Source organism: Caulobacter sp. Root1472 (assembly GCF_001426985.1).
Lineage (GTDB): Bacteria > Pseudomonadota > Alphaproteobacteria > Caulobacterales > Caulobacteraceae > Caulobacter > Caulobacter rhizosphaerae.
Window position 1 is genome coordinate 44,626 of the sequence record NZ_LMFX01000003.1, and the last position, 22,674, is coordinate 67,299.

20 protein-coding genes are annotated in these 22,674 nt (G+C 68.6%); 14 read left to right on the top strand and 6 right to left on the bottom strand.

Translation table 11 applies throughout. The features are described from left to right. Window positions 1-49: 49 nt before the first annotated feature. Window positions 50-3,007 (top strand): TonB-dependent siderophore receptor, encoded by a 2,958-nt coding sequence (locus tag ASD47_RS03940; protein ID WP_056751978.1) that lies wholly within the window; start codon window positions 50-52, stop codon window positions 3,005-3,007. A gap of 121 nt (window positions 3,008-3,128) precedes the next feature. Here the strand turns inward: ASD47_RS03940 and ASD47_RS03945 are convergent, their stop codons facing one another. After that, the gene (locus ASD47_RS03945) at window positions 3,129-3,626 is read right to left on the bottom strand and encodes a DUF421 domain-containing protein (RefSeq protein ID WP_056751981.1); all 498 of its coding nucleotides are present in this window, start codon (window positions 3,624-3,626) and stop codon (window positions 3,129-3,131) included. 173 nt (window positions 3,627-3,799) lie between these two features. On the opposite strand from ASD47_RS03945, the gene ASD47_RS03950 reads away from it, so the two are divergent. Both ASD47_RS03950 and ASD47_RS03955 read left to right on the top strand, forming a co-directional pair. Next, complete coding sequence (locus tag ASD47_RS03950) at window positions 3,800-4,216, top strand: DUF6766 family protein (RefSeq protein WP_056751984.1); 417 nt, start codon at window positions 3,800-3,802, stop codon at window positions 4,214-4,216. Between the two features lie 139 nt (window positions 4,217-4,355). Further along, a complete protein-coding gene (locus ASD47_RS03955) occupies window positions 4,356-5,147 on the top strand; it encodes an SDR family oxidoreductase (protein WP_056751987.1) in 792 nt (263 codons plus the stop codon). A gap of 238 nt (window positions 5,148-5,385) precedes the next feature. Here ASD47_RS03955 and katG read toward each other — a convergent pair whose 3' ends face one another. From katG to ASD47_RS03975, 4 genes are all read right to left on the bottom strand, one after another. Further along, complete coding sequence (gene katG, locus ASD47_RS03960) at window positions 5,386-7,605, bottom strand: catalase/peroxidase HPI (RefSeq protein WP_156402101.1); 2,220 nt, start codon at window positions 7,603-7,605, stop codon at window positions 5,386-5,388. A gap of 177 nt (window positions 7,606-7,782) precedes the next feature. Then, entirely contained in the window at window positions 7,783-9,363 is a 1,581-nt protein-coding gene (gene aceB, locus ASD47_RS03965; protein WP_056751994.1) for a malate synthase A, read from the bottom strand. Between the two features lie 147 nt (window positions 9,364-9,510). Then, window positions 9,511-9,744 carry a hypothetical protein gene (locus tag ASD47_RS03970; RefSeq protein ID WP_056751998.1) on the bottom strand — a complete coding sequence of 78 codons (234 nt, stop codon included), beginning with the start codon at window positions 9,742-9,744 and terminating at the stop codon, window positions 9,511-9,513. A 45-nt stretch (window positions 9,745-9,789) separates the two neighbouring features. Next, window positions 9,790-11,409, bottom strand: a complete 1,620-nt coding sequence (locus tag ASD47_RS03975; protein WP_056752000.1) for an isocitrate lyase — start codon at window positions 11,407-11,409, stop codon at window positions 9,790-9,792. A 159-nt stretch (window positions 11,410-11,568) separates the two neighbouring features. Between ASD47_RS03975 and ASD47_RS03980 the strand changes: the two genes are divergently transcribed. Further along, a complete protein-coding gene (locus ASD47_RS03980; RefSeq protein ID WP_056752003.1) occupies window positions 11,569-12,993 on the top strand; it encodes a short-chain fatty acyl-CoA regulator family protein in 1,425 nt (474 codons plus the stop codon). 6 nt (window positions 12,994-12,999) lie between these two features. Here ASD47_RS03980 and ASD47_RS03985 read toward each other — a convergent pair whose 3' ends face one another. Further along, window positions 13,000-13,350 (bottom strand): L-rhamnose mutarotase, encoded by a 351-nt coding sequence (locus tag ASD47_RS03985; RefSeq protein WP_056752196.1) that lies wholly within the window; start codon window positions 13,348-13,350, stop codon window positions 13,000-13,002. A 117-nt stretch (window positions 13,351-13,467) separates the two neighbouring features. Between ASD47_RS03985 and fucP the strand changes: the two genes are divergently transcribed. The 10 genes from fucP to ASD47_RS04035 all read left to right on the top strand — a co-directional run bounded on the left by fucP (window position 13,468) and on the right by ASD47_RS04035 (window position 22,670). Then, entirely contained in the window at window positions 13,468-14,772 is a 1,305-nt protein-coding gene (gene fucP, locus ASD47_RS03990) for an L-fucose:H+ symporter permease (RefSeq protein ID WP_056752004.1), read from the top strand. After that, on the top strand, window positions 14,772-15,785 hold the full coding sequence (locus ASD47_RS03995; protein ID WP_200945224.1) for a zinc-binding alcohol dehydrogenase family protein: 1,014 nt from the start codon (window positions 14,772-14,774) through the stop codon (window positions 15,783-15,785). Before fucP ends, ASD47_RS03995 begins: the two co-directional genes overlap by 1 nt. Further along, complete coding sequence (locus ASD47_RS04000; RefSeq protein ID WP_056752007.1) at window positions 15,779-16,606, top strand: amidohydrolase; 828 nt, start codon at window positions 15,779-15,781, stop codon at window positions 16,604-16,606. The genes ASD47_RS03995 and ASD47_RS04000 overlap by 7 nt, the downstream gene beginning before the upstream one ends. Before the next feature lie 4 nt (window positions 16,607-16,610). Further along, window positions 16,611-17,381 carry an IclR family transcriptional regulator gene (locus ASD47_RS04005; protein WP_056752010.1) on the top strand — a complete coding sequence of 257 codons (771 nt, stop codon included), beginning with the start codon at window positions 16,611-16,613 and terminating at the stop codon, window positions 17,379-17,381. Next, a complete protein-coding gene (locus ASD47_RS04010; RefSeq protein WP_082564448.1) occupies window positions 17,378-18,418 on the top strand; it encodes an aldo/keto reductase in 1,041 nt (346 codons plus the stop codon). Before ASD47_RS04005 ends, ASD47_RS04010 begins: the two co-directional genes overlap by 4 nt. Further along, window positions 18,415-18,711 (top strand): UxaA family hydrolase, encoded by a 297-nt coding sequence (locus ASD47_RS04015; RefSeq protein WP_056752012.1) that lies wholly within the window; start codon window positions 18,415-18,417, stop codon window positions 18,709-18,711. The genes ASD47_RS04010 and ASD47_RS04015 overlap by 4 nt, the downstream gene beginning before the upstream one ends. After that, window positions 18,708-19,925: a UxaA family hydrolase gene (locus ASD47_RS04020; RefSeq protein ID WP_235525757.1), complete on the top strand. Its 1,218-nt coding sequence runs from the start codon at window positions 18,708-18,710 to the stop codon at window positions 19,923-19,925. Before ASD47_RS04015 ends, ASD47_RS04020 begins: the two co-directional genes overlap by 4 nt. A 12-nt stretch (window positions 19,926-19,937) precedes the next feature. Beyond that, window positions 19,938-20,666: an SDR family oxidoreductase gene (locus ASD47_RS04025; protein WP_056752015.1), complete on the top strand. Its 729-nt coding sequence runs from the start codon at window positions 19,938-19,940 to the stop codon at window positions 20,664-20,666. A 103-nt stretch (window positions 20,667-20,769) separates the two neighbouring features. Further along, on the top strand, window positions 20,770-21,120 hold the full coding sequence (locus tag ASD47_RS04030; protein ID WP_056752018.1) for a PilZ domain-containing protein: 351 nt from the start codon (window positions 20,770-20,772) through the stop codon (window positions 21,118-21,120). A gap of 230 nt (window positions 21,121-21,350) precedes the next feature. After that, window positions 21,351-22,670, top strand: a complete 1,320-nt coding sequence (locus ASD47_RS04035) for an MdtA/MuxA family multidrug efflux RND transporter periplasmic adaptor subunit (protein ID WP_056752020.1) — start codon at window positions 21,351-21,353, stop codon at window positions 22,668-22,670. Window positions 22,671-22,674: the final 4 nt, after the last annotated feature.

Below are 22,674 nucleotides of genomic sequence, written 5' to 3' on the forward strand. Positions count from 1 at the left end.
TCCCGCAGGCCATCGTCGATGGACTCAACGAAAAACGGGAGGCAGCAGGATGCGTGGTGTCGGACCATCCTTTTTGAACGCTTTGTTCGCGACCAGCGCAGTCGCGGTGTTACTGTCGGCGGGGGCCGCCAGCGCGCAGACCGAGCCGGCCCCCGCGCCGGCCGACCCGGCCTCCGCCACCGCCCTGTCCGAGATCGTGGTCACCGGTACGCGCATCCGGTCTACCGGCTTCACCGCGCCGACGCCGACCCAGGTCCTGGGCCAGGCGGACCTGGAACGTGCAGCCCAGCCGAACATTTTCACGGCCATCACCCAACTGCCGTCGCTGCAGGGTTCGACCGGCGCGACCACGGGCACGTTCAGCACCTCCAGCGGCCAGCAGGGGCTTTCCTCGTTTTCGCTGCGCGGCCTGGGCACCATCCGCACCCTGACCCTGCTGGACGGCCAACGGGTCGTGCCGGCCAACGTCACGGGCGTGCCGGACATCAGCCTGTTCCCGCAGTTGCTGGTCGAGCGGGTGGACGTGGTGACCGGCGGCGCCTCGGCCTCCTACGGCTCCGACGCGGTCGGCGGCGTGGTCAACTTCATCACCAACAAGAAGTTCGAGGGCTTCAAGGCCAACGTCCTGACCGGCGTCACGACCTATGGCGACAACCACCAGTGGCTGGCCCAGGTCGCCGCCGGCAAGAACTTCATGGATGACCGTCTGCACGTGCAGGTCAGCGGCGAATACGACTGGGAAGAGGGCGTCCCGGCGGGCGGCTTCGGCGAGGACGCGCCCGGCAGCCGCGACTGGTACACCACCGCCACCCTGGTCAACCGCGGGGTCACCAACGACGGCTCGCCGCAGTACCTCTATCGCGAGCATGCTCAAGCCTATCAGTACACCAAGTACGGCCTGATCAGTAACGGCCCGCTACAGGGCACGGCCTTCGACCTCAGCGGCAATCCGTTCCAGTTCCAGTACGGTGGTGGCGGCGTGCCCGCCAAGAACGCCGCCGGCACGGTCAGCGGCTGCTACTCGAACGGCGGCTTCTGCGTCGGCGGCGATCTGTCGGGCAATGTCGGCGTCGGCACGTCGCTGCAATCGCGGCTGAAGCGCATGAACGCCTACACCCGCGTGGGCTTCGATCTCGACGCCAACAACGAGATCTACGCCACGTTCAACGCCGCCCGGGTGGAGAGCAGCAACCAGCCCAATCCGGGTGCGGCCACGACCAATCTGACGATGTCGTGCTCGAATCCGTATCTGCCGGCGTCGGTCGTCGCGGCCTGCGCGGCCAACGGCATTACGACCTTCAACTTCGGCACCAGCAACGCCCAGCTGCCGCGCAACATCTCGGTTCACCCGACCCGAACCCAGTATCGCGGCGTGATCGGCGCCGACGGCAAGTTCAACGCCCTGGGCAAGGAATGGCGCTACGACGCCTATTACGAGCACGGCGAGAACACGACGAACATCCACGTTCGCGACATCCTGCTGATGCCGCGTTATCGGGCGGCCATCCAGGCGACGACCGTGAACGGCCAGATCGTCTGCGCCGATCCCGTGGCGCGCGCCAACGGCTGCGTACCGATCAACATCTTCGGCGGCCAGCGCCCCAGCGACGCCGCCCTGGCCTACATCACGCCCGCGAACGGCCCGTACCAGCACTCTGTCCAGAAGCAGGACGTCGCCAGCATCAACTTCAGCGGCGAGCCCTTCTCGCTGTGGGCCGGCCCCGTGTCCCTGGCGTTCGGCGGCGAGTGGCGCAAGGAGCAGTACCACGTCCAAGGCGACCCCTACGGCGACGGCAATACGGACTCCCCGAACACCGCCGACTATCCGGCCGACCCGGTTCTCACGCCGTCCGGCGCCAACTGGTTCGCGGGCAACTATCACTCCGGCGCCGGCGAGTACTCGGTGAAGGAAGCCTATGCGGAAGTGAACATTCCGCTCGTCAACTCCGAAGTCGCCGGCAAGGCCAACCTCAACATGGCCGGCCGCTGGACCGACTACAGCACCTCGGGCACCGTCTACACCTGGAAGGTCGGCGGCACTTGGGACACCCCGGTCGACGGCGTCCGTCTCCGGGCGGTGACCTCGCGTGACGTGCGGGCGCCGAACCTGTCGGAACTGTTCGCCGCACCGGTCACGACCACTCTGCCGAACTTCACCAATCCGTTCACCGGCGGCGCGCTGACGCTTCTCCAGAACGTGGTGGGCAACCCGGACCTGAAGCCCGAAATCGCCAAGAACACCACCGTCGGCGTCGTACTCTCGAACCCGCGTTGGCTGCCGGGCTTCAGTGTGTCGGTCGACTGGTACAACATCGTCCTGAACGGCGGAATCTCCAGCCTGGGCGCCCAGCAGATCGTCAATTTCTGCTTCTCGGGCCTGCAGCAGTTCTGCGGCGCCTTCAACTTCGCGCCGGCGCAGGGCTCGCCCTATGTGAACGCCCAGACCTTCAACCTGGCCTCGATCAAGACCAGCGGCTTCGACATCGAGAGCAGCTACCGTTTCGAGGTGCCCAGCGTGCCCGGTCGCTTCACCGTCCGGGGCCTGGCGACGAACACGCACAAGTTCGTCACCAACCCCGGCATCCCTGGGGCCGTCGCCGTCGACTCGGCCGGCCAGAATTCCGGCGCCACGCCAGACTGGAAGTTCCTGGCCATCCAGTCCTGGGACACCGACCGCTTCGCCCTCAGCGTACAGGAGCGCTGGTTCAGCGACGGCACCTTCGGCGGCACCACGACCCAGTACGTCGAATGCCAGGCCGGCAGCTGCCCGGTCTCGACCGCCAGCCGACCGACCATCGACTACAACCACATGAAGGGCGCGACCTATGTCGACGTCAGCGGTTCGTACAAGTTCGGCAAGGGGCTGCAGGCCTATTTCAAGGTGGACAACCTGCTGAACCGCGACCCGACGCCGTCGCCGCAGACCAACACCGGCCTGGACGCCAATCCGGCGCTCTACGACCTGCTCGGCCGCTTCTATCACGTCGGCCTGCGCTACAGCTTCTAACTCAGTCGCCCACCACCTCCCCCTGGGCGGCCGCCCGGGTCGGCACGGCTCCCCCGCCGGTCCGACCCGGGCGTTTTCTCGTGAGGGGTATCGGGCCTGAACGCCCCGGCGCCGCGGCCGATCAGTCGGCGCGCGACCGGGGAACCACGCTGATCTTGCCGCCGGCTTCCAGCGTGGCCAGTTTGACGGTCTCGATCTGGTCGACCTGTTCCATCCGTAGCCCCTCTGCCAGATCGGTCCGGCCAATGCTGTGGCGGCGCATGGCGGCCTCGTCCGCCACGCCGTCGCGCACCAGGGTCACCGGCGCCCCTTTCATCAGTCGCGCCAGCAGACTCCAACGCAGCGTCGCCATGGCCAGCAGGCGATGCAGGACGACGACGACCAGGGTCGCGGCCAGGCCAGGAAAGAACGGCGCCTTGCCGGTCATGGCGCGGCTGATGTTCGAGCCGATGATCAGCGCCACGATGATGTCCAGCGGCGTGATGCTGGAAAAGGTCCGGCGACCGGCGATGCGGATGCAGATCACGCCGAACAGGAACAGGATCACCGCCCGCACGCACAGCTGGGCGACCGTGGCGTCGCCGTTGTCCGGACCGATCAGGAGGCGGAAGGTTTCCATCCACTCCGAACGCCCGCGGGCCGGTTGTGGTTCGGCCCTGGCGCGCCTCGGTACCAGCACGCTGAACGCCTTGATGAAACCTTCCGGTCGCAAGGCGGACTGAAGGCGAGGGCGAACCTTTCGAACGGCGCCGGAGTTAGGAGGTCTGGAAACGCGACCGAAGAGGACTCCTCATGAAACGCTATGCCTATGCTTGGCTGACCGGGCTTTTCTTCCTGGTTTCGATCATGGGACACTGGATCTTCGGCTGGTTCGCCTTCGTCGACGAACAGCAGGCCCTGCACCAGGCGCCCAGCCTGACGCCCTATCTGGTCGAGATGGGCCGCGACACCTTCGAGAACTGGCAGTCGGAGTTCCTGCAACTCATCTGGCAGGTCGTGGGCCTGGCCTATTTCCTCTATGTCGGCTCGCCCGCCTCCAAGGAGAACGACGACCGCAGCGAGGCCAAGCTGGACGTCCTGATCCGCCTGCAGGCCGGCGAGAAGGCCGAGGACATCATCGCCGACATCGACCGTCGCTACCTTCGCGCCGGCGGACATTCCAAGCCCCACGGACACACCGACGCCAACCTCGCCTCCGGGCGCGAGTAACATAGGACATCCCGGCGCCGTCCGGAGGGGCGGGGCGGGAACGCCGGCTTGCGTCGCTGGTTGATCGGGGACTCTGGAGGATCGCCATGCCCGATCATGTCATCGCTCTCGAATTCAGCTTGCGGAAGGCGGCCGCGCGATGATCGAAGACCTGCGCCCGCTCGCCGTGGTCACCGGCGCCTCGTCCGGCATTGGCTACGAACTGGCCAGGCTGGCGGCCGAGGACGGCTACGACCTGGTGATCGCCGCCGATGCGCCCTCGATCGTCGAGGCCCAGGCCAGCCTTGAGCACTACGGAACGCGTGTGGATGCGCTGCAGGTAGATCTGGCGACCACCCAAGGTGTCGACCAGTTGCTGGGCCTGATCGGCGCTCGCCCCGTGGACGCCCTGATGGCCAATGCCGGCCGCGGGCTGGGCCACGGCTTTCTCGATCAGGACTGGGACGACGCCCGGCGCGTGCTCGACACGAACGTCACCGGCACGATCTACCTGATCCATAGGGTCGGCCGGCGCATGCGGGACCGCGAGCGCGGCAGGATCCTGATCACCGGCTCGATCGCCGGCCTCATACCGGGCTCGTTCCAGGCGCTCTACAACGCCTCCAAGGCTTTCCTGGACAGCTTCTCCTGGGCGCTGCGCAACGAGCTGAAGGACACCGGCGTGACGGTCACCTGCCTGATGCCGGGTCTTACAGACACTGAATTCTTCGAACGCGCCGGCATGCTCGACACCGGGTTCGGGGCGGATCCGAAGAAGGCCGATCCGGCCGACGTCGCCAAGATCGGCTACGGAGCCATGCTGAAGGGCGAGGGCGACGTGGTGACCGGCTTCGCCAACAAGCTGCAGGCGGCCATGGCCGCGGTGGCGCCGCAGAGCGTTCTGGCCGAGCAGCATCGCAAGATGGCCGAACCCGGATCTGGAGAGCGCTGATGTCGGAAGAGAAGTCGCAAACGCCCACCGCAACCGACGAGCCTGCGGACCCGCCCGGCGGCCTTGAGGCGCCGCTCCATCCCAGCGCGGATCCCACCAGGAAGACCACCCACACTTCGGATCCTACAGCGGACGATCCGGGCAACGGCGCCGACTAGTCGGATCGGCGTCCCCGCCAAACTGAGGAACAGCTCCGGGCGTCCGCCATCGGCGAACGCCCGGAAGCTCATGCGTCGCCTCAGTTCAGGTCCAGCCGATCGGCGTTCATGACCTTGTTCCAGGCGGCCACGAAATCCTTCACGAACTTGGCCTGGGAGTCGGCGCAGGCATAGACCTCGGCGAAGGCCCGCAACTCGGCGTGCGACCCGAAGATCAGGTCGACGCGGGTGGCGGTCCATTGGGGCTGACTGCTCTGGCGATCATGGCCGGCGAAGGCGTTGACGGCCGTAGGGCTCCAGGCCGTGCCCATGCTGAGCAGGTTCACGAAGAAGTCGTTCGTCAGGACGCCCACGCGGTTGGTGAACACGCCCGCCTGGGAGCCGCCGGCGTTGGCTCCCAGGACCCGAAGGCCGCCGACCAGCACCGTCAGCTCCGGTCCGGACAGGCGCAGCAGCTGCGCCCGATCGACCAGGGCCTCCTCGGGCGCCATGAACTGCGGGCCCTCGCGGCGATAGTTGCGGAAGCCATCCGACAGGGGCTCCAGCGGCGCGAACGAGTCGGCGTCGGTCTGCTCGGCCGAGGCGTCCATGCGCCCCGGCGTAAAGGGAACCTCCACCTCCGTGCCGGCGTCCTTGGCCGCCTTCTCGATGGCCGCGGCCCCGCCAAGGACGATCAGGTCCGCCAGCGAGATCTTCTTTCCGCCGCCGGCCGAGGCGTTGAATTCGGCCTGGATCGCTTCCAGCGTCGCCAGCACCTCGGCCAGGGTCGGCGGATCGTTCACCTCCCAGTCCTTCTGCGGCGCGAGGCGAATGCGCGCGCCATTGGCGCCGCCGCGCTTGTCGGAGCTGCGATAGGTCGAGGCCGACGCCCAGGCGGTCGAGACCAACTGCGCGACGGTGAGCCCCGAAGCCAGGATCTTGGCCTTCAGCGCCGCGATGTCCTGGGCGTCGACCAACGGGTGGTCCACGGCCGGGATCGGGTCCTGCCAGATCAAGGTCTCCTGCGGGACCAGCGGACCCAGATAGCGCCCGATCGGGCCCATGTCGCGGTGGGTCAGCTTGAACCAGGCGCGGGCGAAAGCGTCGGCGAACTGATCGGGGTTCTCGTGGAACCGGCGCGAGATCTTCTCGTATTCGGGGTCGAAGCGCAGGGCCAGGTCCGAGGTCAGCATCCTGGGCGGATGCCGCTTGGCGCCGTCATGGGCGTCCGGGATGTCGGCCTCGGCGTTCTTGGCCTGCCATTGCTGCGCCCCGGCCGGGCTCCTGGTCAGCTCCCACTCGTGCTTGAAGAGGTTGTCGAAGAAGTGGTTGCTCCACTTCGTCGGCGTCTGGCTCCAGATCACCTCGGGGCCGCCGGTGATGGCGTCGGCGCCGAAACCCGTCCCGTGCTTGCTCTTCCAGCCCAGGCCCTGCGCCTCGATGCTTTCGCCCTCCGGCTCGGGGCCGACGAACGAGGGATCCCCGGCGCCGTGGGTCTTGCCGAAGGTGTGGCCGCCGGCGATCAGGGCGACGGTCTCCTCGTCGTCCATGGCCATGCGGGCGAAGGTGTCGCGGATGTCGCGCGCCGAGGCCACGGGGTCGGGATTGCCGTTCGGACCCTCGGGGTTGACGTAGATCAGGCCCATCTGCACCGCGCCCAGCGCCGAATGCAGCTGGCGTTCGCCGCTGTAGCGCTCGTCGCCCAGCCAGGAGCCCTCGGGACCCCAGAACAGTTCCTCGGGCTCCCAGGTGTCGGCCCGGCCGCCGCCGAAGCCGAAGGTCTTGAAGCCCATGGACTCCAGGGCGACGTTGCCGACCAGGACGTAGAGGTCGGCCCACGAGATCTTGCGGCCGTACTTCTGCTTGATCGGCCACAGCAGCCGGCGCGCCTTGTCCAGGTTGGCGTTGTCGGGCCAGCTGTTGAGCGGGGCGAAGCGCTGCTGCCCGCCGCCCGCGCCGCCGCGGCCGTCGGCGATGCGATAGGTGCCGGCGCTGTGCCAGGCCAGGCGGATGAACAGACCGCCATAGTGCCCGAAGTCGGCCGGCCACCAGTCCTGGGTGTCGGTCATCAAGGCGTGCAGGTCGGCGATGACCGCATTCAGGTCCAGGCTCTTGAATTCCTCGGCGTAGTCGAACGTCTCGCCCATCGGGTTGGAGCGCGGCGAATGCTGGTTGAGGCTCTCGAGGCGCAGGTTCTGCGGCCACCAGTCGCGGTTGCCCCTGGGCCGGCCGTGGCCCACCGGGCACTGGCCGCCGGCGCTGTCTTCGACCTTGGCGTCCATCGTCTTTCTCCGCGTTGGCTTGTGTCTGCTCGCCGACATCGGCGCCTGCCTAGACAACGCTCTTCTCGTCATAGGTAAAATTGATTGTTCCTATCAGACCGATAGGCGAAACCTTGAGGGGGAAAGGGAGGCGGAGACTCCGCTGGATTGGGACGACGCATTTTGGCGGTCCTCCTCACGGAGAACCGCCGGGCTGGCTTCACCTGGTTCCGGATCTTAGGCGATCAGTTCGTACGCCGGCAGGGTCAGGAACTCCTCCAGCGTGTCGGACAACACCATCTGCGAGAACAGCAGGGCCGCGTCTTCCAGGCGCGGCGAGGGGAAGTCGCGGCGCAGGTCGGCCATCTCCTCGGTCAGCAGGCTGACGAACAGCTGCGAACTCATCTGTCGGCCGTCGGCCAGGTCGGCGCTCAGGCGGATCCACTGCCACAGCTGGGTGCGGCAGATCTCGGCCGTGGCGGCGTCCTCCATCAGGTTGTAGAGCGGCACGGCGCCGCGGCCTTCGATCCAGGCCTGGGTGTAGCGCACGCCGACGCGGATGTTCTCGCGCACGCCGGCCTCGGTTCGCTGGCCGTCGTGCAACTCCAGCATCTGGGCCTGGGTGATCGTCAGGTCCGTCAGGCGCTTGTCCAACTGGTTCGGCGTCGGCATCAGGCGGTCGAAGACTTCCATGGCCACGGGCACCAAGTCGGGGTGGGCGACCCAGGTGCCGTCGTGGCCGGCCCCGGCCTCGCGCTCCTTGTCGGCCCGGACCTTGGCGAACGCGGCCTGGTTGGCGGCCTCGTCGCCCTTGACCGGAATCTGGGCCGCCATGCCGCCCATGGCGAAGGCCCCGCGCCGGTGGCAGGTCTGGATCAGCTTCAGCGAATAGGCGCCCAGAAAGGCTTTGCCCATCACCATGGCCGAACGATCCGGGGTCAGGAATTCCGGCCGGCGGCCCAGGCGCTTGATGAACGAGAAGATGTAGTCCCAGCGGCCGCAGTTCAGGCCCGCCATGTGGTCGCGCAGCTCATGGATGATCTCGTCCATCTCGAAGGCGGCGGGGATGGTCTCGATCAGCACCGTGGCCTTGATCGTGCCGACCGGCAGGCCCAGGGCCGCCTGGGCGTGGACGAACACCTCGTTCCAGAGACGCGCCTCCAGGTGGCTCTCCAGCTTGGGCAGGTAGAAGTAGGGACCCGAGCCCTGGGCCAGCGTGGCCCGGGCGTTGTGGAACAGGTAGAGGCCGAAGTCGAACAAGGCCCCACTGACGGGCTGGCCATCCACTTCCATGTGCTGTTCAGGCAGATGCCAGCCACGGGGGCGGATTTTCAGGACGGCTGGGTTGGCTCCCAGCGCATAGCGCTTGCCGGACTTGGGATCGACGTGGGTCAGGTCTCCCGCCCAGCGATCCTTCAGGTTGACCTGGCCCTCCAGGACGTTGGTCCAGGTGGGCGAGGTGGCGTCCTCGAAGTCGGCCATGAACACCTTGGCCCCGCAGTTGAGGGCGTTGATGATCATCTTGCGGTCGACCGGGCCGGTGATTTCGACCCGGCGGTCCCGCAGGTCGGCCGGGATCGGCGCGACCGTCCAGTCGGCGGCCCGCACCTCGGCGGTTTCCGGGAGGAAGTCCGGCAGCTCGCCGGTGTCGAAGCGGGCTTGGCGGGCGACGCGGGCCGCCAGAAGCTCGCGCCGGCGGACGTCGAACCGCCGATGCAGGTCGGCCACGAAGGCCAGGGCCTCGGGCGTCAGGATCTCCACCGCGCGGCCCTCGACAGGACCGTTGATCTGGATGTTGGCGGCGATGTCGAGGGGCATGGCGTCTTCCGTGGGTGTGGGATGCGGCGGGTACTGGTGAGAACCGAAACCTCGTCCTTCGACAAGCTCAGGATGAGGTTTCGAGTTCGGCCTCGGCAATGGTCCTCATCCTGAGCCTGTCGAAGGACGAGGACCACGCAAGGCCTATCAGGCGCTCTTGGCGGCGCCATTGGGACGGACGGTCGGGACGATCTGGTCGCCCCAGTTGCCCGCGCCGTCGTGGTGGCGCGAGGTGCGCACCAGTTCGACCGAGTAGCCCGCGGCGATCGCGCGCTGCACGGCCTCGTTCAGCCGGTGAGCCGCCTCGGCCACCCGATCGACCGCCCGTTGCTGGTCGGTGGGGTTCGGCATGGCGGCGGGAGCAAATTGCGTGGCGGTCATGATGGACTCCTTGATCGGGTAGAGAGGGAAGGGAGGTTTCGCCGGCTATTCGGCGGCGAACTGGTTCATGGTGTTGGCGTGGCCGCCAGCCTTCAGGGCGCGCTCGCCGGCGACCATTTCCTTGAAGCTGTCGCCCAGGTCCGAGCCGACCTCGTGCTGGTGCTTGACCGCCGAGACGCCGCGGCGGATCTCTTCGCGCTGCACCGAATTGACATAGGCCTTCATCCGGTCGTCGCCGAAATAGCCGCGCGACAGCTCGTCCATGCTCTTGGCCGTCAGGTGGAAGGTCGGCAGGGTGATCAGGTTGTGGAACACCCCGGCGCGGGCCGAGATGTCGACCTGGAAGCGGGCCAGGCGCTCGTCGGTCTCGCGGCCCAGGTCGCTGGCGTCGAACTCGGCCGACATCAGGGCCGCGCCGTCGGGATAGCTGTCCTTGTGGATCTTGCCTTCGGCGATCCACTGTTCGCGCACCTGGCGGCGCAGGTTCAGGGTCCAGTTGAACGACGGCGAGTTGTTGTAGGTCAGCTTGGCGTTCGGCACGACCTTGCGGATCTCGGCGACCATGGAGGCGATCTCGTCGACATTGGGCGTGTCGGTCTCGATCCACAGCAGGTCGGCGCCGCCCTGCGTCAGCGAGGCGATGCAGTCCTCGATCACCCGGGCCCGGCCGGTGCCCTCCTGGAAGGCGAACAGGCCGTTGGGCATGCGCACGGGCTTTTCGAACCGGCCGTCGCGATACAGCGCCAGCTCGCCCGGCAGGATCGGGTTGCCTTCGGTAATGGCCTCGGTCTTCAGCCACTTGATGTAGTCGCTGGCCAGGTCGCCCGGCTCCTGGCTGACCGGCACCTTCTGGGTCAGGCCCGCGCCCAGGCTGTCGGTGCGGGCGACGATGACGCCCTCGTCGACGCCCAGTTCCTCGAAGGCCAGGCGGCAGGCGCGCAGCTTCTCGATGAAGTCCTCGCGCGGCACGGTGACCTTGCCGTCCTGGTGGCCGCACTGCTTGGCGTCCGAGACCTGATTCTCGATCTGCAGGCAGCAGGCGCCCGCCTTGATCATCTCCTTGGCCAGCAGGTAGGTGGCGTTCTCGTTGCCGAAGCCGGCGTCGATGTCGGCGATGATCGGCACGACGTGGGTCTCGAAGCCGTCGATGGCCGCGATCGCCGCCGTCTCGGCCGCCTTGTCGCCAGCCTCGCGCGCGGTCTTCAGGGTCTTGAACAGGTCGTTGATCGCCACCTCGTCGGCCTGGCGCAGCGAGACGTAGATCTCTTCGATCAGGTCGACCACCGAGGTCTTCTCGTGCATCGACTGGTCGGGCAGGTGGCCGAAGCGGTTGCGCAGGCCCGCCACCATCCAGCCGGACAGATAGACGTAGGCGCCCTTGGTCGTGCCGCGCAGGCGCTTGACCGACTTGATCATCTGCTGGGCGTGGAAGCCCGACCAACAGCCCAGCGACTGGGTGAACTTGCCGGCGTCGGCGTCGTAGGCGGCCATGTCGGCGCGCATGACGCCGGCCATTTCGCGGGCGATGTCCAGGTGGGTGGAGAAGGTGTTCTGCAGCTTCAACTGGATGATGTCATCCACCGCGACGCCGCCTGGCGTGACGCCCTGGGGATAGCGGGCCAGCAGCTCTTGGCGGAGTTGGGCGTAGGTCTTGCGCAGCGTCATGGCTCTTTTTCGTCCCATCGTCGGCTCGGCCAGTGACGGCCGGGCGGAAAAGTTCGTGGGGAGAGCTTGGGTCGCGACGCGGTCGGCGTCGAACCTATTGAAGGCAATTTGTCACAAACCGACTTTGTAATCTTTGTAAATCCATGACAACATGACTACATGGCGACCCACGACAAGAAGCTGTTTCTCGGCGGCCGGCTCAAGCGGCTGCGGCGCGACCTGGGGGTCACCCAGAGCCGCATGGCCGAGAACCTGGGCGTCTCGGCCAGCTACCTGAACCTGCTGGAGCGCAACCAGCGGCCGGTCACCGCCCAGATCCTGCTGCGCCTGGCCGACGCCTACGACCTGGACCTGCGCAGCCTCTCGGCGGACGATCCGGGCGGCGGGGCGGGACTGGATGAGGTGCTGGCCGACAAGATGTTCGCCGACCTGGGCGTCAGTCGTCACGAGGCCGCCGAGGTGGCCGAGCTGTCGCCGGGCATCGCCGAGGCCATGGCGCGCCTCTATCGCGCCTATCTGGATCGTGGCCGGCTGATCGACCTGGGCGCCTTCGAGCGGCCGGACGGGGCCACGCCGGTCTCGTCCAGTTCGCCGACCGACTGGGTCCGCGACCTGGTGGGCTCGCAGCGCAACCACTTCGCCGAACTGGAGACCGCGGCCGAGCCGATCGTCGCGGCGATGAAGGCCGACCCTCAGGACCTGGGACCCGCCGTCCGCGCCCGGCTGCTGGAGCGCTTCGGAATCCAGGTTCGGGTCATGCCGGTCGAGACCATGACCGGCTCGCTGCGGCGCTACGACCATCACCGCAAGCGGCTGATGCTGTCGGAGACCCTGGCGCCGGCCAGCCGGATCTTCGCCATGTGCTACCAGCTGGGCCTGATGGAGGCGGGCGAGACCTTGTCGGTCCTGACCGATCGCTTCCAGGCCCCAGACCGCGCCACCCGCCAGCTGCTCAAGGTGTTCCTCGACAACTACCTGGCCGCGGCGATCATGACCCCGTACGAGCCGTTCCTGGCGGCCATGGAGGCCAGCGGCTACGACATCGAGCGGGTGCGCTCGCGGTTCGGCATCAGCTACGAGCAGGCCGCCCAGCGCCTGACCACCCTCAGCCGGCCCGGGTCGCGTGGCGTGCCCTTCTTCATGATGCGGCTCGATGCGGCCGGCAACATCTCCAAGCGGTTCGCGGCCGGGCCGTTCCCGTTCTCGCGGTTCGGCGGCGCCTGTCCGCGCTGGAACGTCCACGACAGCTTCAAGACGCCGGGGCGGATCGTCACCCAGGTGATCGAGACCCCCGACCGCGAACGCTACTTCACCCTGTCGCGCACCGTGCGGCGGGTGTCGGGCCTGCAGGCGGGGCTGGAGGACGAACTGGTCGTGGGGCTGGGCTGCGAGCTCAAGCACGCCGGCAAGCTGGTCTACGCCCGGGGGCTGGACATCGCCGCGCCGGCGGCCGTGGAGATCGGCCCCTCGTGTCGGATCTGCGAGCGCCCGGCCTGCCCGCAACGGGCCGCCGCGCCGATCAACCGGACCTTGCTGGTCGAGGAGTCCAGCAAGGCCCTGTCGCCGTTCCCGTTCGTGGCCTGAGGCGTCTCAGGGCTGCTCGGCCAGGCTGAAGATCTGTTCGGCCGGCGTCCATTTCTCGCCCGGCGCGGCCCAGGGCAGGGCCTTCTGCAACTTGCCCATCAGCGCCTCCCAGGCCTGGACGTCGGCGTCGGCGGCGTCGGCGGCCGCCTTGGCCTCGGGAGAAAAGTCCGGCCCGGTCTCCATGATCATGAACAGCCGAGGGCCGGTCAGCCAGATCTGCATATCGAGGATGCCGGCGCGGCGGATCGACTCGGTCACCGCCGCGGGCGGGCCGCCGGGCGCGTGCCAACGCCGGTAGGCGGCGATGGTCTCGGGATCGTCGTGAAGGTCCAGCGCAAGGCAGTGCCGCGTGGCCATGGCGTTTTCCTCCATTGAATCAGAGCGCTTTTCATATTTGACGCGCCACATCATATGTGGTGACTTCCGTCCCAGATAAACGGGGCCGGGTCAATCGTCCCCCTGGAAGGAAGCCCCATGGAACAACGTCCATCGGAGCGGACGGCCCTCGCCCCGCTCGTGCTCATCGTCGCCCTGTTCTTTCTATGGGGCGTGGCCAACAACCTCAATGACGTGCTGATTCCGCACCTGAAGAAGGCCTTCTTCCTCACCGACCTGCAGTCGGGCCTGGTGCAGATGGCCTTCTACCTGGGCTATTTCTTCCTGGCCCTGCCGGCCAGCGCTGTCATGCGCCGCTACGGCTACAAGGCGGCGGTGATCGTCGGCCTGCTGTTGTTCGGCCTGGGCGCCCTGCTGTTCTGGCCCGCCGCCGAGGCGAGGCAGTATTCTTGGTTCCTGGCCGCCCTGTTCGTCCTGGCCTCGGGCCTGGCGTTCCTGGAGACCTCGGCCAATCCGCTGATCACCGTGCTGGGCGATCCGGCCAAGGCCGAGCAGCGCCTGAACTTCGCCCAGGCCTTCAATCCGCTGGGTTCGATCACCGCCGTGGTGGTCGGCCGCCAGTTCATCCTGTCGGGCGTCGAGCCGACGAAGGCCGAGTTCGCGGCCATGACGCCGGCCCAGCTGAACGCCTTCCAGACCGCCGAGGCCCATTCGACCCAGGTTCCGTACCTGATCATCGCCGCCGTCGTGCTGGCCTGGGCGCTGCTGGTGTCCCTGACCAAGTTCCCCCACCAGGCGGGACGGCCCGATCCCGGCGAAGACGAGGCCGGCCTGCCGGCCGCCAAGGCGATCCCGGCCCTGCTGGCCCGACCCCGCTTCGTGTTCGGCGTGGCGGCGCAGTTCTTCTATGTCGGCGCCCAGGTCGGGGTCTGGAGCTACATGATCCGCTACGCCCAGCACGAGCTTCCCGGCCTGGGTGAGAAGGCGGCGGCGGCCTACCTGTCCTGGTCGCTGGTCGGCTTCATGGCCGGACGCTTCGTCGGCACGGCCGCCATGAGCCGGGTGAGCCCGTCGCTGCTGATGGGACTGTTCGCGGCGGTCAATGTCGGCCTGACCCTGGTGGCGGCCCTGGTGGGCGGCAAGGTCGGGCTCTACGCCCTGGCCTCGACCAGCTTCTTCATGTCCATCATGTTCCCGACCATCTTCGCCGGCTCGCTGAAGGGCCTGGGCCCGCTGACCAAGACCGGTTCGTCGTTCCTGGTGATGAGCATCATCGGCGGGGCGGTGCTGACGACCCTGATGGGGGCGGTCTCGGACGCCACGGCCATCGACCTGGCCATCCTGGTGCCCTGCGCCTGTTTCGCGGTGGTCGGGCTGTTCGGTTTCACGGCCGGCCGCGCCACCCGCGAAGATCTGAAGGCGGCTCCGGCCGGAGCCCACTGATGATGGACGCCCTGGTCTGCGCGGCTCCCGGACAGCTGGTCCTGGAGCGGCGCCCGATCCCCGAGCCGGCGGACGGCGAGGTGCTGATCCGCGTCCGCCGCGTCGGGGTGTGCGGCACCGACATGCACATCTATCGCGGCACCCAGCCGTTCCTGGCCTATCCGCGGGTGATGGGCCACGAACTGGCCGGCGAGGTCGTTCAGGCGCCGGCGGGCGGTGACCTGGCCCCCGGCGACCCGGTCTATGTGATGCCCTACATGTCGTGCGGAACCTGCGCGGCGTGCCGCAAGGCCAAGCCCAACTGCTGCATGAACATCCAGGTTCTGGGCGTGCACCGCGACGGCGGCATGGCCCAGTACCTGGCCGTGCCCGAAGGCTTCGTCCGCAAGGCCGAGGGAATCAGCCTGGACGAGGCGGCGATGATCGAGTTCCTGGCCATCGGCGCCCATGCCGTGCGCCGGGCCGCCATCACGCCGGGACAGTCGGTGCTGGTGGTCGGCGCCGGGCCGATCGGCATCGCCGCGGCGTTGTTCGCCAAGCTGCAGGGCGGGATCGTCACGGCGCTGGACGGCCGTCAGGACCGTCTGGACTTCTGTCGCGACCACCTGGGCGTCGACCATGTGGTGGGCCTGGGCGACGAGACGCGGCAGGCCTTGTCCGACCTCACCAACGGCGACTTCTTCGACGTGGTGTTCGACGCCACCGGCAATCCCAAGGCCATGGAGGCCGGCTTCGCCTATGTCGGCCACGGCGGCTCCTATGTGCTGATCTCGGTGGTCGGCGCCAACATCACCTTCTCGGACCCTGAGTTCCACAAGCGCGAGGCGACGCTGCTGGGCAGCCGCAACGCCACGCCGGAAGACTTCGACGCCGTGGTCGAGGCGATGAAGGCGGGCAAGGTCCCCACGGGGGCTCTGAACACCCACGCCGCCACCCTGGCGGAGGTCGCCCAGGCCTTGCCGGGGTGGATGGAGCCGCAAGCCGGCGTCATCAAGGCGATCGTCTCGTGCTGATTGACGCCCACCAGCACTTCTGGCGGGTCGGCGAGAACGGTTTTTCCTGGCCGACGCCGGACCTGGCGACGATCCACCGCGACTTCGGCCCCGCCGACCTGGCGGCGGTCGCCGCGCCCTTGGGCCTGGCGGGCTGCGTGCTGGTGCAGTCCCAGCCGGATGACCGGGACACAGACTGGCTGCTGGAATTGGCGGCGGACGAGCCGTTGGTGCTGGGCGTGGTGGGCTGGGTCGACCTGGCGTCGCCCGCCGCTCCGGATCGCATCGCGGCGCTAAGCCGGAACCCCAAGCTGCGCGGCCTGAGGCCGATGCTGCAGAGCCTTGACGACGACGCCTGGATCGCCGCGCCGCGTCTGGATCCCGCACTCGACGCCATGATCGCCCACGGCTTGTCGCTGGACGGCCTGGTGCTGACCCGCCACCTGCCGCACCTGCTGGCCCTGGCGCGCCGCCGGCCCGAGCTGGCGATCGTCATCGACCACGGCGCCAAGCCGCCGATCGCCGCCGGCGACCACGACGGCGCGTGGGCGCGAGGCATCCAGGCCCTGGCGGCGCTTCCGCAGGTGTTCTGCAAGCTGTCGGGCCTGTTGACCGAGGCCGCGCCGGGGCAGGGGGGCGAGGCCCTGTCGCCCTATGTCGCCCATCTGGTCGCCGCCTTCGGGCCCGACCGCCTGATGTGGGGCAGCGACTGGCCGGTGCTGAACCTGGCGGGCGACTATGCGGACTGGCTGGCCCTGGCGAGGAAGCTCAGCGGGCTGACCGACGCAGCCGATCTGGCGGCCCTGTTCGGTGGGACATGCCGCCGCTTCTATCGGATATAGGACCATGACCGAGTCCGAAGAACCCTCCGCCAAATATCGCGCCCCCGCCCTTGAGAAGGGCCTGGACGTGCTCGAGCTGCTGGCCGCGCGCGGCGAGCCCATGGGCATGGTCCAGATCGCCGCCGCGCTGAACCGTTCGGTCAGCGAGCTGTTCCGGATGGTCCAGGTGCTGGAGCAGCGCGGCTATGTCGCCAACACCCCCGCTGGCGATGGCCTGGTCCTGACCAACAGGCTCTTCTCGCTGGGGATGACCAGGGCGCCGGCCAAGAGCGTGCTGGAGGCGGCCCTGCCGGTGATGCGGCGCCTGTCCGAGGTGATCGGCCAGTCGTGCCACCTGGCGGTGGCCAGCGCCGCGGAAATGGTGGTGGTGGCCAGGATCGAGGCCCCCGGCAACCAGGGTTTCTCGGTGCGCGTCGGCTATCACCGGGCCCTCGTCGAGGCGACGTCGGGCCTGGTGCTCTACGCCTTCCAGCCCGAAACCGTGCGCGAGGAGTGGCGCGCCCGCCTCGAGCCCACCGTCAGCCGGAGCGCTTGGGCCAAGTTCGAGGCCAAGGCCGAGAAGGCCCGCGCCGAACGGCATGTCCAGGCGTCCAGCGACGTGACCCGGCTGGTGGTCGACCTGTCGGCGCCGATCTTCGGGCCCGAAGGCGTCGCCGCGGCCCTGACCTCGCCCTATGTCGAAACGCCCACGGCGATCTCCGTGGCTGACACGGTCGCCGCGATCCAGGCGGCGGCCGACGAGATCTCCGTGGAACTTGGAGGCCAATTCCAGTGACTGTCGCCGACGCCGTGCAGGCGTCTTCCCGTGGCCGGGCGGAACGTCCTGGCCGATTGAACCTGCCGCCGCTGGGCTTTGGGGCCGCGGCGATCGGCAATCTCTACGCCGCGGTGAGCGACGCCGCCGCGCGCGAGACCATCGACGCGGCCCTCGCCGCCGGCCTGGCCTATTTCGACACCGCGCCGCACTACGGCTTCGGTCTCAGCGAGACCCGCCTGGGCGAGGCGCTGCCGGCGAACGTCAAGGTCTCCACCAAGGTGGGCCGGCTGCTGCGCCCGGCGCCGGAGATCGACCCGGCCGCCGAGCGCCACGGCTTCGTCGGCGCCGCGCCGTACGAGCCGGTGTTCGACTATTCGTACGACGGGGTCATGCGATCGTTCGAGAGCAGCCTGCAGCGCCTGAAGCGCGACCATGTCGAGGTGCTGCTGGCCCACGACCTGGGCGCGGTGACCCATGGCGAGGACGACGCCGCGCGGCGGCGCGAGTTCTTCGGCGGCGGCTACAAGGCCATGCGCGCGCTGCGCGACAGCGGCGCCGTCGGCGCCATCGGGCTGGGCGTCAACGAATGGGAGATCTGCGACGCGGCCCTGGACGAGGGCGATTTCGACGTCTTCCTGCTGGCCGGCCGCTACACCCTGCTGGAGCAGACGGCGCTGGATCGCTTCCTGCCCCGCTGCGCCGCCCGCGACGTGTCGATCATCGTCGGCGGCCCGTTCAATTCGGGGGTCCTGGTCGAAGGCGTCAAGCCCGGCGCCCACTATAACTACGGGCCGGCCTCGACCGAGATCCTCGACCGGGTTCGCCGGCTGGAGGCGGTCTGCCTGGCCCACGCCACGCCGCTGGCCGCCGCCGCCCTGCAATTTCCGCTGGCCCACCCGCAGGTCGTCAGCGTCATCCCCGGCATGTCGAACCCGGCGCAGGTCCGCCAGGCCCTGGCCTGGGCCGCGCACGCCATTCCCGACGCGCTGTGGGACGACCTTCGCGCCGAGGGCCTGCTGCATCCGGACGCGCCGACGTCCACGGAGTCCCGATGAGTCTGATCCTGCTGCATCCCGACGACAACGTGCTGGTGCTCAGCGCCCCGGTGCGCGCGGGCCAGGCCCTGGTGATCGACGGCCAGGCCGTGACGGCCGACGTCGACGTCGGCGTCGGCCACAAGCTGGCGCGCCGGGCCCTCGCGGTCGGCGACAAGGTTCTGAAATACGGCGCGCCGATCGGGTCGATCACCACGCCGGTCGTGGCCGGCGGCCACGTTCACCTGCACAACATGAAGAGCGACTACATCGCCAGCCACACCCGGCAGGCGACGGGCGCGAAAGGATCATGACCATGTCGCACACGCTGCGCGGCTACCTGCGCGCCGACGGCCGCAAGGGCATCCGCAACGTCGTGGCCGTCGCCTATCTGGTCGAGTGCGCCCATCACGTGGCCCGGACGATCGTCACCAAGAGCGACGACACCGAGGTTCACCTGATCGGTTTCCCCGGCTGCTACCCCAACGCCTATGCGCTGAAGGTCATGCAGGCGATCACGACGCACCCCAATGTCGGCGGGGTGCTGCTGGTCTCGCTGGGCTGCGAGAGCTTCAACCGCGAACAGCTGCGGGCGACCATCGAGGCCAGCGGACGGCCGGTCGAGACCCTGGTGATCCAGGAGAACGGCGGCACGGCCACCACCATCGCCAAGGGGCTGCAGGCGGTCGCTCGCCTGCGGGCGGTCGCCAGCCAGGCGCCGCTGACGCCGATGGCGGTCTCGGAACTGGTGATCGGCACCATCTGCGGCGGCTCGGACGGCACCAGCGGCATCACCGCCAATCCCGCCGTCGGCCGGGCCTTCGACCGGCTAGGCGCCGAGGGCGCGGCCTGCGTCTTCGAGGAGACCGGCGAGCTGGTCGGCTGCGAGACCATCATGGCCAGCCGGGCGATCACGCCGGAACTGGGCCTGGAACTGGAGAAGAGCGTCCAGAAGGCCGAGGCCTACTACACCGTCATGGGCTATGGCAGCTTCGCGCCCGGCAACGCCGAGGGCGGGCTGACCACCCAGGAAGAAAAGTCGATGGGCGCCTATTCAAAATCGGGCTCGGCGCCGATCGTGGGCATCCTCAAGCCCGGCGACCTGCCGCCCAGCGGCGGTCTGTACCTGCTGGACGTGGTGCCGGACGGCGAGGCCCGCTTCGGCTTTCCCAACATCTCGGACAACGCCGAGATCGTCGAGTTGATCGCCTGCGGGGCCCATATCACCCTGTTCACCACCGGGCGCGGCTCGGTGGTCGGCTCGGCGATCTCGCCGGTCATCAAGATCTGCGCCAATCCCGAGACCTATCGCAAGCTGAGCGGCGACATGGACGTCGACGCCGGGCGGGTCATGGAGGGGCGGGGGACCCTGGACGAGGTCGGGAGCGAGATCTACGACCTGGTCCTGGCCGTGGCCGGCGGCGAACGCACCGTTTCGGAGGCCCTGGGCCACCAGGAATTCATCCTCACCTACAAGGCCTTCGACCCGATCGGTCCGGCCTGCCTTCCGCTGCGGCGGGCCAGTTAGAGAGTAATCGAGATGGGAAGACTTTCCGGCAAGACCGCCCTCGTCACGGCGGCCGCGCAAGGCATCGGCAAGGCCAGCGCCGAGCTGTTCGCCCGCGAAGGCGCGCGGGTGATCGCCACCGACGTCAACGAGGCCCTGCTGGCCGAAGTGACGGGCTGCGAGACCCGTCGGCTGGACGTGCTGGATCCCAAGGCCATCACCGACCTGGCCGCCGAGCTGGGCCCGGTCGACGTGCTGTTCAACTGCGCTGGCTTCGTGCACTCCGGCACCATCCTGGACTGCGACGAGGCGGCCTGGGCGTTCTCGAACGACCTGAACGTCAACGCCATGTACCGGATGATCCGCGCCTTCCTGCCGGCCATGCTGGAGAACGGCGGCGGGTCGATCGTCAACATGGCCTCGGTGGCCAGTTCGATCAAAGGCGTGCCGGGTCGCTTCGCCTACGGCGCGACCAAGGCCGCGGTGATCGGCCTGACCAAGGCCGTGGCCGCCGACTTCGTGGGCCGGGGCGTGCGCTGCAACGCCATCTGTCCCGGCACGGTGGAGACTCCGTCCCTGAACCAGCGCCTGGCCGACACCGGCGACTATGAGGCCGCCCGCCAGGCCTTCACCGCGCGCCAGCCCATGGGCCGCCTGGGCAAGCCCGAGGAGCTGGCCCAGCTGGCGCTGTATCTTGGCAGCGATGAATCGGCGTTCACCACCGGCCAGATCCACATCATCGACGGCGGTTGGATCAACTGATCGCGGGTTCTCCACAGACTTTGGGTTGAGGCGGCCGGTTCGTGATAGCAAAGCTTCTCCAAGCGGCGCCATCCGTTAACCGTGCCGCGCTAGGGTTGTGGCCATGCGATCAGATGTCGAATCACGCGCTCCCGAGCAGCGGGCCCACGCCCGCACGCCGACCAAGCGCAAGGCCTATCTGGTCGATGGCCGCAAGGCCTGGAAATGCTCGCTGATCGACATCGCCGACGGCGGGGCGCGGGTCTCGCTTACCGACATGGGGCTGCCGGAGGAGGGGATCTTCCTGGTGGACTCGATCGCCAAGCGGGTTCACCTGACCCGCGTGGTCTGGCGGTCCCAGAGGGAGGCCGGCCTGCAGTTCATCGAGAGCGAAGCGCTGGACGGGCCGGCCGGGGGCAAGGACGGCGCGGTGACCATCGCCACGCGCTTCGCCTGGCGGCTGAACGGCGCCTGATCGCCGTCTTCGCCCCGCTGTCGTTCGCCAACTGGCGGCAAAGATGCGGCGGCGCAGGTTTCGACCTTGAAATGCGCCGGTAACGTGGCCGGGCAAGTAAGGCTGTAAGCGACCGCCAGCGCGGCCGCCAGGCGCGACCGTACGAGCATCCGTTTCGCCATTGTGGCGTTTCGTGCTTCGGACACTGGTAGCGTTCGTCCGTTCTCCACAGCCCTGCGCCTGGGATCTCGATGACCGAACCCTACCGACCGATCCGCCCCGTCAGCCGCAAGGCGCAAGTCATCGGCGGCGCGATCGCCCTGGCGGTTCTGGCCGGCGTGGTGTGGCTGGCCTGGAGCCTGATGCACGCGCCCAAGGGTGCGGACGGCGGCGCCGGCGGCCCGGGCGGCCCCGGCGGCGGGTTCGGCGGCGGACGGCGCGGCGGTCCGGCCAGCACCGTTGCGGTCGCCACCGCGACCCAGACCGACCTGCCGGTGGTGATCGAGGCCCTGGGCACGGTCACGCCCGCCGCGACGGTCACCGTCCGGCCGCAGGTGGCCGGCGTAATCACCCAGGTGCTGTTCAAGGAAGGCCAGATGGTCCGCGCCGGCCAGCCGCTGGTGCAGATCGACCCGCGCCAGTTCCAGATGGACCTGCTGCAGGCGCAGGGCAACCTGACCCGCGACGAGGCCCAGCTGGCCAACGCCCGGGTCACTCTGGCGCGCTACCAGACCCTGCTGGCCCAGGACTCCATCGCCCGGCAGGACGTCGACACCCAGGCCGCCACGGTCAAGCAACTGCAGGGCACGGTGATGGCCGACAAGGCGGCCGTCGGTACGGCGCGGCTGAACGTCGGCTATGCGCGGATCGTCGCGCCAGTCAGCGGCCGCGTCGGGCTGCGGGTCGTGGACGTCGGCAACTATATCGGCGCGGGCGACGCCAGCGGCGTGGCCGTGATCACCACCGTCTCGCCGATCGATGTCGAGTTCACGGTCCCGCAGGACGACGTGCCGCGGATCGGCGCGCGGGCCAACAGCGGCGCGGCCCTGCCGGTCATCGCCCTGGACCGGACGCGGACCACCACCCTGGATACGGGAACCTTCTCGACCCTCGACAACGTCGTCGACGTGGGCACCGGCACGGTCAAGGCCAAGGCGCGGTTCGCCAACGCCGGCGGGACCCTGTTCCCCAGCCAGTTCGTCAATGTTCGCCTGGAGCTGGACACCATCAAGGACGCGGTGGTGGTGCCGGCCACCGCCTTGCGCCAGAGCAGCGACGGCGCTTTCGTCTGGGTGCTGGACGCGGATCAGACGGTGCACAAGCGCAAGGTCGTGGCCGGCCCCTCGACCACCGCCCAGGTGTCGCTGACCAGCGGCCTGAAGGTCGGCGAGAAGGTGATCACCGAAGGCGGCGACCGCCTGCGCGAGGGCGGCAAGGTGCAGCTGCCGGGCCAGGCCGCCGGCCGAATGGGCCAAGGCAAGGGCAAGGGCCAGTGGGCCGGCAAGCGCGGCGAGGGCGGCCAGGGGCAGGGCGGCGAGCACCGCCGCCACCGTCAGCAGCAGGCGCAATAGGCCC